The sequence below is a fragment of the Pseudomonas sp. R4-34-07 genome (assembly GCF_003852375.1).
Taxonomy (GTDB): domain Bacteria; phylum Pseudomonadota; class Gammaproteobacteria; order Pseudomonadales; family Pseudomonadaceae; genus Aquipseudomonas.
Genome location: NZ_CP027760.1, coordinates 2,512,788 through 2,520,609, shown reverse-complemented (window position 1 = coordinate 2,520,609; position 7,822 = coordinate 2,512,788). Strand labels below are relative to the sequence as shown.

General features: G+C 61.1%; 8 protein-coding genes. 4 read left to right on the top strand and 4 right to left on the bottom strand.

Annotated elements, in window-relative coordinates; translation table 11 throughout:
* Positions 1-24: 24 nt before the first annotated feature.
* Together C4J85_RS11655 and C4J85_RS11650 are read left to right on the top strand one after the other, a co-directional pair.
* Positions 25-276, top strand: coding sequence for a type II toxin-antitoxin system HicA family toxin (locus tag C4J85_RS11655; protein ID WP_057722035.1), 252 nt, complete (start codon positions 25-27; stop codon positions 274-276).
* Positions 273-638, top strand: coding sequence for a type II toxin-antitoxin system HicB family antitoxin (locus C4J85_RS11650; protein WP_124362545.1), 366 nt, complete (start codon positions 273-275; stop codon positions 636-638). The genes C4J85_RS11655 and C4J85_RS11650 overlap by 4 nt, the downstream gene beginning before the upstream one ends.
* Here C4J85_RS11650 and C4J85_RS11645 read toward each other — a convergent pair.
* The 4 genes from C4J85_RS11645 to C4J85_RS11630 form a co-directional block, all read right to left on the bottom strand.
* A complete protein-coding gene (locus C4J85_RS11645) occupies positions 605-1,810 on the bottom strand; it encodes an MFS transporter (RefSeq protein WP_124409647.1) in 1,206 nt (401 codons plus the stop codon). The genes C4J85_RS11650 and C4J85_RS11645 overlap by 34 nt on opposite strands.
* 39 nt (positions 1,811-1,849) lie before the next feature.
* Positions 1,850-3,205 carry an MATE family efflux transporter gene (locus C4J85_RS11640; RefSeq protein WP_124409646.1) on the bottom strand — a complete coding sequence of 452 codons (1,356 nt, stop codon included), beginning with the start codon at positions 3,203-3,205 and terminating at the stop codon, positions 1,850-1,852.
* A gap of 209 nt (positions 3,206-3,414) precedes the next feature.
* Complete coding sequence (locus C4J85_RS27560) at positions 3,415-4,635, bottom strand: hypothetical protein (RefSeq protein WP_177413564.1); 1,221 nt, start codon at positions 4,633-4,635, stop codon at positions 3,415-3,417.
* 242 nt (positions 4,636-4,877) lie between these two features.
* A complete protein-coding gene (locus C4J85_RS11630; RefSeq protein WP_124409645.1) occupies positions 4,878-5,711 on the bottom strand; it encodes an IclR family transcriptional regulator in 834 nt (277 codons plus the stop codon).
* 238 nt (positions 5,712-5,949) lie between these two features.
* Between C4J85_RS11630 and C4J85_RS11625 the strand changes: the two genes are divergently transcribed.
* Together C4J85_RS11625 and C4J85_RS11620 are read left to right on the top strand one after the other, a co-directional pair.
* The gene (locus C4J85_RS11625; RefSeq protein WP_124409644.1) at positions 5,950-6,978 is read left to right on the top strand and encodes an ABC transporter ATP-binding protein; all 1,029 of its coding nucleotides are present in this window, start codon (positions 5,950-5,952) and stop codon (positions 6,976-6,978) included.
* The gene (locus C4J85_RS11620) at positions 6,975-7,820 is read left to right on the top strand and encodes an ABC transporter permease (RefSeq protein WP_124362539.1); all 846 of its coding nucleotides are present in this window, start codon (positions 6,975-6,977) and stop codon (positions 7,818-7,820) included. The genes C4J85_RS11625 and C4J85_RS11620 overlap by 4 nt, the downstream gene beginning before the upstream one ends.
* Positions 7,821-7,822 lie beyond the last annotated feature (2 nt).

The window sequence follows — 7,822 nt, the reverse complement described above, 5'->3', positions numbered from 1 at the left end:
ATTTAGTTACACGCAGGGAACGCCGTGTCCAAAAATGAAAAGCTGCTCGCCAAACTGCTCAATGAGCACATGGCATTCACCTGGTCTGAACTCGTAACCCTGTTACGGCGACTGGGTTACACACAGATTGAAGGGGCTGGAAGCCGGGTCAAATTCGACATTGGCGACCCCAGTGCACTGATCACCTTGCACAAGCCTCACCCCGGCAACGAACTGAAACACTACATTCGGCGCCAAATCATCGAACAATTGAAATCAGGAGAACTGATTCAGTGAACAACCAGCTGAAACACAAAGGCTACATCGGCTCCATCGAAGCCAGCCTCGAGGACAACTGCCTGTTCGGCAAAATCCTGTTCATCAAGGCCCTGGTAAGCTACGAAGGCAAAACCGTCGCAGAGTTGGACGCGGCCTTCCAAGAGGCAGTAGACGATTACCTCGCCACCTGCCAGTCGCTCGGGCAAACGCCTGAAAAGCCATGCAAGGGCTCGTTCAACGTACGCGTCGGCCATGACCTGCATCTGGCGGCAGCGTTGGCGGCGAACCGCAAGAAAGTGACGTTGAACGACCTGACCCGCCAGGCGTTGGATGAGTTTCTACACCATCATTTCCCGCAGCCTTGCGCGGCGACCGGCTGACTGCCTAACCGCCGATACCCCAGCACCGCCGAACCCAACACGACCAGCCCCGCCGCCAGTGCCACCCAGAACCCGCTGGCGGCGCCAAAGTGGTCAATCATCCAGCCGGAGCTGGCGGCGCCGATGGCCACCCCGATGCTCAGGCCGGTGATCAGCCAGGTCATGCCTTCGGTGAGGCGACTGGGTGGGACGACTTGCTCCACCAGCGCCATGGACACGATCAGGGTCGGGGCGAAGAACAGACCGGAGATAAAGATCGCCACGGCCAGCCCCGGAATGTCGGTCACCAAGAACAATGGCAACGTGGTCACCGCCGTGGCTACGCCGCAGTACAGAAACTGGCGGGGCAACGGCACCTTGAGCTTGAGCGTGCCGAAGGCCAAGCCTGCCAGGCAGGAACCGATGGCGTAGACCGACAACACAATACTGGCTGCCGTCGGGTGGCCCGCCTGCTGGGCGAACGCGACGCTGACCACATCCACCACACCGACGATCACACCCATGGCGAGCAACAGGGTCATCAGGATCAGCACCGACGGCGAGGCGATCAACCAGCGCCCGTGATGTTCATGACGTGCATGCACCGGCGGTTCAGTGGTGCGTTGCAATACGAAGGTGGTCACACCCACCGCCAGCAATACGGCCGCCACCAAAGGCCCGGCCTCGGGGAACAGCACCACACTGAGGCCGACGGAAATGGGCGGGCCGATGATGAAGCACACTTCATCGAGCACCGACTCCAGGGCAAATGCGGTGTGCAGCTTGGGCTGGCCACGGTACAGCTCGGTCCAGCGCGCCCGCACCATCGCCGACATATTGGGCATGCAGCCGGCCAGTGCGGCGAACAGGAACAACGTCCAGCCTGGCGCCTGCAAACGCGTGCACAGCAACACCATCAACAACGCACCGCCACCGATCGACGCCGCAATGGGCAGCACCCTGCCCTGGCTGTAGCGGTCCACCAGGCGTGACACCTGCGGTGCGCAAAACGCGGTGGCCAACGCGAATACCGCCGCCACCGAACCCGCCAGACCGTAACCGCCATGCACTTGCGAGAGCATGGTAATCAGGCCAATCCCGGTCATGGAGATCGGCATGCGTGCCAGCATGCCCGCCAGCACAAAGGCGCGAGCGCCCGGCACCTGGAACAGCTCGGCGTAAGGGTTAGCCATCGATAAAGCGCCTTCTCTGCTTGGGTGGGCAACCTTTTATCACAGCAGCCGCTTGATCTGCTTATGCCGCCATACCAGACGGTAATACGCGGTCTGCAGCACCAGCATCGCCAGGTAAGTCACCGGAAACGCCATCCACACGCCTTCGAGGCCAAAATGCGCATTGAACAGGTAGGCCACCGGCAATTCCACGCACAGCACACAGAAAATCGAGATGGCGACCGGCATCAACACCACACCGCTGGCGCGCATGATCCCGCCGATCACGGCCTGGAAGCCGAACACCAGGATGCTCCACAACACGATGTGCAACAGGTGCTCAGCGTTGACGCGCGCGGCGGCGTCGGTGATGAACAGCCCCAGCAACCAATGCGATAGCCCATAGCCGAGCACGATCAGGCCACCGGTAAGGGCGGTGTTGATCAACAGCCCGGTGCGCAGGATCGGCCCGATGCGCTCCAGGCGCCCGGCGCCAATCGCCTGTGCCCCCAGGATCGAGGCGGTGATGGCAATCGACAGCGCCGGAAACTGCACGTAGTTGACGATCTGCGTCACCGCGCCGTACGCCGCCGTCGCCTGGGAACCGTGGCCGTTGACCAGCGCCAGGATGACCAGTTCCGACAACGACAGCACCACCATCTGCAGGCCTGTCGGCAGGCCGATGCGCAAGACCTTGCCGAGGATCACCCGGTCCAGGCGCAAGGCGGCGAGCATGTCGCGATCCGGCGCCATGACCGAGTTTTTGTGCCGCAGGCGCAGGATCAGGAACAGCATCGCCAGGGTATTCCCCGCCAGCCCCGCGTATGCCGCACTCTGGATGCCCATGGGCGGCAGGCCGATCCAGCCGCGAATCAGCGCTGGCGTCAGCAGCAAACCCACCAGGGTCGACACCATCAAGGCCAACAATGGTGAAACGGTATCGCTGACACCGCGTAGCAGTTGGGTATAAAGAATGAATACCAGCAGCAGCGGCATGATCAGCATCATCACCTGGGCGTAGCCCACTGCATCGTCAAGCACATCAACAGGGGTTCCCAACGCCTGCAACGCGGGGCGGGCCAACAGGCTGCCAAGCAGGGCGGCAACCAGGCCCACCAGCGCGCCGAGGGTCAGCGTGGCGCCGGTGATCACCTTGACCATTCCCGTCTCGCGGGCGCCCCAGGCCTGGCCGATCAACACCGAGGCGCCAGCACCCAGGCCAATCACCAGGGCAATGAAGAAAAACACGATGGGAAACATGCCCGATACCGCCGCCAGCGCGTGGGTACCCAGCATCTGCCCGACATAGATACCGTTGAGCGTGCCGGAAAAGCTTTGCAGAAAGTTGGACAGCACCATCGGTGCCAGGAAAAACAGATAGACCTGCCACAGCGGTCGTTGTTGGATGACTTCCATGATGATTCGGGGCCCTGGGTCTCGGTGGTGTCGTCAATCGCTTGAGTCTATTGGCGCTGAACCGCGAATGCTACGCCGAGATGACGATCCCGCTGCACAAGCCTCTTGAGCACCGACGGCTGCTACCTGTGTCACCGGAAGCAGCCGTTGGCGCTCATTTGATCCTGCCCACCCGCAGCCACGGAGTAATTACCCAAAGGTGCGTTAGCTTAAGGCTTGGCTCGCTCCGTGGAGGATTCTTTCTCGATCATATGGTCGATGTTAACCATGTCGAAGCGTCGGTCTTCAAAGCCTGGCTTGCCGGCCTCCCCAACGCCGATATCCAACTCGCGCAATAAGCCCGGACGATTGAGCAGCTCCAGCGCCACTTCGCGCGCTTGCGGGCTGAACGTTCGGTCAGACGGAATAAGACCCGCCGCCTCTTTCAACTCATTGACATTGACATAGTCATCAGTCCCACCGGCGGTAAACTGCCTGAAATTATCTTTCACGGCCTGAAGCAGCCCGGCGTTGCTCATTGTGCGGTACTCACTCGCTGCATCGCCCAGATCCTGCCGGGAAATACTGCCGTCAAGTGTGCCACTGCGGCCTTGGTCAAGGGTCTTGAACAGTTGGCCCCGCTCCAGCAGCTCCTGCGCGATAGCGGCATCCGCCGCACTGATGGGCCGACCATCCAGAGAGTGTCCCGACGCTGCAGCACTCAGTGACGCGTCAGTGATCGTCCCCGTTGAGGGGTCTTGCAGGTTGCTGAAATGGGAGAGCACTTTGGCCGATAAGGACTCGTTACTCTCATTCGCATACGGTCGACCTCCAGCCATCGTGGGAGTCCATTGTTGATTGACTGGCGTCCCCCCATAGGACGGCTGCGGCGCCGCGTACACTCGTGGTGCAGGCGACAACGCGCCCCAGCCTTCCATGCCGCGCGGCCCACCGGACGAAGGCTGTGCGCAGAACTGAGAAGCAAACTGCTGGTTGACCCTCTGTTGCCGCATCGCGCCGTTATAACCCGTTGCGAACTCATTCCCCGCCCGTGGTTGCGGACCTAACTGGTCGATGGCTAGCTGCAAATCCTCTCGGTTGATCAGCCCATCTTCATGACCACCGTTCTGAGCGCGATCAAAAAAGTTTGAGAGACCGTCCCGTCCCACTATATCCCTGGCAAGCAACGTCATCTGATCATCGTAAACGCTGATTCCCAATGGACGATTGGCCACGTCAGTAAGCGAGTTTCGCGAAACGAAAGCACTTTCAGGCGTACTGAAGTATTCGAAGTTGTGGAGCAGCAGCTTTGCAACATCCGAATTGGAATAATAGCTGGTCATATTGCTCGGCATGTTCGCAGTAGCATTGCGCCCATAATCGGCAGGGCAATATCCGAAGTTCTGTGCGGGCGGAGGCGAATAGAGCGGCGGGTTGAAGTTAGGATTCATTGCAACACCTCATGTCTTGGACGTAACGACTGCTTAACCAGGCCAGTAAGCCCTCGATTCAGCTACCTCTTGGTGGCAACCGAAAACAGTGCAGTTCCAAATAAACATGCAGTTACACGCAAGGAATTTACCGTCGCACGCAAAGTAAAAGCCTGTGCAACGATGCGAAAAAGAATGGCATTTGCGTAGGACCAATCTGAAAAGCCCCGCTCTCTCATATACGCTTTCACATCAGAAATGGACTACCCACCAAATGCCTGCGAAGGCCGGCGCAACGTCGGATCAAACGGATTGATCCGCGGCCCGATCGCTGCCGCCTCTCGCTTCAACAATTCCACCACCATCGGCAAACGGCTCGGCCCCAGGCGATCACTGATGGTCGCTACGCTCAACGCCGCCACCGCATGCCCGTCACGGTTGAGAATGGGCACCGCCAGCCCGGCCATGCCTTCGAGCACGCCCGTGTTGCGCGCGGCATACCCCAGGCTGCGCACATTCTCGACCTCCGAACGCAACAGCACCTCGTCGTACACATGGAAATCCTTGAGCCGTGGCAGGTTGTAGCGGATTACCGTTTCGCGCTCTTCCTCGGGCAGGAATGCAAGGATCGCCAGGCTGCCCTGCCCCACGCCTAGCGCCACGCGCCCACCGATATCGCCGGTGAAGGTACGGATCGGGTACGGGCCTTCGCTGCGGTCCAGGCAGATTGCGTCGAAGCCACTGCGGGCCAGCAGGAACAGCGAATCGCCCAGCGATGCACTCAAGCGCAACAGGCTTGGTCGTACTAGGTCGCGCAGGTTGCCGGTCTTGCCGGCATTCGCCGCCAGGGCAAAGAACTCCAGGCTCAAACGGTAGCGCTTGCTGCGCGCGTCCTGCTCGACCATGCCTTCGTCCATCAGGCTGCGCAGCAGGCGGTGGGTGGTCGGTTGCGAGAGGCCGACCTGCTGCGCAAGCTGGGTCACGCGTTCACCGCCTTCCGGCACTTCACCCAGGGTGCGCAGCAGTGCGAACAGGCGAGAGACGCCGCCTGAGCCAACTTCCCTGGCTCCTTCATTCCGCTCAGTGGAATCATTCACGCCTTATCTCCAACTAAATTCTGATGAATGAATAAAACAGAAAATAATCATCCATTCAGTGAAATACCGTCTTCCGTCCACTCTAGTCTTCGTCCTAATCTGCGTCCACAGGGGCGAAACGAACAACAACCGGCAGCCGACCGAAGATCGAGCGCCAGCGCACCCGCAACTGTTCTTTCGCATCTGCCCAAAACAAAAAAGCGCGTTTCGACGCGACTCAAACAGGTGGAACGCAGACATGGCATTTCTCCAACTTCGCGCCTTGAGCAAACGCTACGGCGCCGTCGATGCGGTGGTCGCCACCGACCTTGCGGTGGAAAAAGGCGAATTCGTTTCCCTGCTCGGCCCCTCGGGTTGCGGCAAGACCACCACCTTGCAGATGATCGCCGGCTTCGTCGATGTGAGCGGCGGGCAGATCCTGCTCGACGGTCGCGACATCACCCATGCCAAGCCCGCCAGCCGGGGCCTGGGCGTAGTGTTCCAGAGCTATGCGCTGTTCCCGCACATGACGGTGCGCGACAACGTCGCCTTCGGCCTGAAGATGCGCAAGGTGCCCGCCGACGAGATCGCCGCCAAGGTCAAGACCGTGCTGGAGCTGGTGCGCCTGGCCCCCCATGCCGAACGCTACCCCCGGGAGCTGTCCGGCGGCCAACGCCAGCGCGTGGCCCTGGCCCGCGCACTGGTGATCGAGCCGCCGGTACTGCTGCTGGATGAGCCGCTGTCCAACCTCGACGCCAACCTGCGCGAAGAAATGCAGTTTGAAATCCGCCGCATTCAGTGTGCGGTGGGCATCACTACCTTGATGGTCACCCACGATCAGGCCGAGGCGCTATCGATCAGCGACCGTGTGGTGGTGATGCAGGCCGGGCGCGTGACCCAGATCGATGCGCCCTACCGGTTGTACGAGCACCCGCGCACACGGTTTATCTCGGACTTCGTCGGCAAGGCCAATCTGCTCGCCGGCGACTACGATGCCCTGGGCATCCCGCAAGTGCGCCATACGGGCGGCGCTGGCGCGCTGACCCTGAGCCTGCGCCCGGAGAAAATCCAACTGCTGGACGCGGGCTCGGGTCGCTTGCAGGGCAAGGTGCTGGACCGTTACTTCTTCGGCAGCCAGTGGCTGTACCGGGTCCATACCGACCTCGGCGAAATCACCGTGGTACGCAGCAACGACGGCAGCGCGCCGCTGGGCAACGGCGCGGCAGTGGGCCTGGATTGGCAAGCGGACCTGTTGCGGGTCTTGGCGCCGGACGAGGTGCACCCATGAGCCGGGGCTACTTGCTGTCCCTGCCGGCGCTGGTGCTGTTTGCCGGGCTGTTGGTGCTGCCGCTGGGCCTGACGCTGGTGCTGTCGTTCAACGTGTTCGATTACCAGGTAGGCGTGAAGGCCGATGAGTGGACCTTCGCTCATTACCTGTCGCTGTTCAGCGATGCCTACTTCTACGAGATCTTCTGGCGCACCTTCTGGATCAGTGCGCTGGTGACCCTGCTGTGCGTGGTGATCGGCGTACCGGAGGCCTATATCCTCAGCCGCATGGGCACGCCATGGCGCTCGATTTTCCTGATCCTGATCCTCACGCCGTTGCTGATTTCGGTGGTGGTGCGCGCCTTTGGCTGGAGCCTGTTGCTCGGCGCCGACGGGCTGGTCAACCAAGTGATCCAGATGCTCGGCGGCCGCCCGGTGAAGCTGCTGTACACACCGTTCGCGGTGATCATCGCGCTGGTGCATGTGATGCTGCCGTTCATGATCATCCCGGTCTGGACCTCCTTGCAAAAGCTCGACCCCTCGGCTGAACAGGCCGCGTTGTCGCTGGGTGCCAGCCAGGCCACGGTAATGCGCAAGATCGTCTTGCCCCAAGTGATGCCCGGCGTGCTGTCCGGCACCCTGATTGTGTTCGGCCTGGCCGCCAGCTCGTTCGCCATCCCCGGCCTGCTCGGCGGGCGCCGCCTGAAAATGGTCGCCACGGTGGTGTACGACCAATACCTCTCGGAACTCAACTGGCCCATGGGCGCGACCATCGCCGTGGTGCTGCTGTTGGTCAATCTGCTGATCATGCTGAGCTGGAACCGCATGGTCGAAGGCCGCTACAAAAAGTCCCTGGGGGTTTGAGC

Bases quoted from the DNA above. Each gene is read 5' to 3' on its own strand.
- C4J85_RS11640 (WP_124409646.1), bottom strand. From the start codon at position 3,205: ATGGAAGTCATCCAACAACGACCGCTGTGGCAGGTCTATCTGTTTTTC.
- C4J85_RS11620 (WP_124362539.1), top strand. From the start codon at position 6,975: ATGAGCCGGGGCTACTTGCTGTCCCTGCCGGCGCTGGTGCTGTTTGCC.
- C4J85_RS27560 (WP_177413564.1), bottom strand. From the start codon at position 4,635: ATGAATCCTAACTTCAACCCGCCGCTCTATTCGCCTCCGCCCGCACAG.
- C4J85_RS11625 (WP_124409644.1), top strand. From the start codon at position 5,950: ATGGCATTTCTCCAACTTCGCGCCTTGAGCAAACGCTACGGCGCCGTC.
- C4J85_RS11645 (WP_124409647.1), bottom strand. From the start codon at position 1,810: ATGGCTAACCCTTACGCCGAGCTGTTCCAGGTGCCGGGCGCTCGCGCC.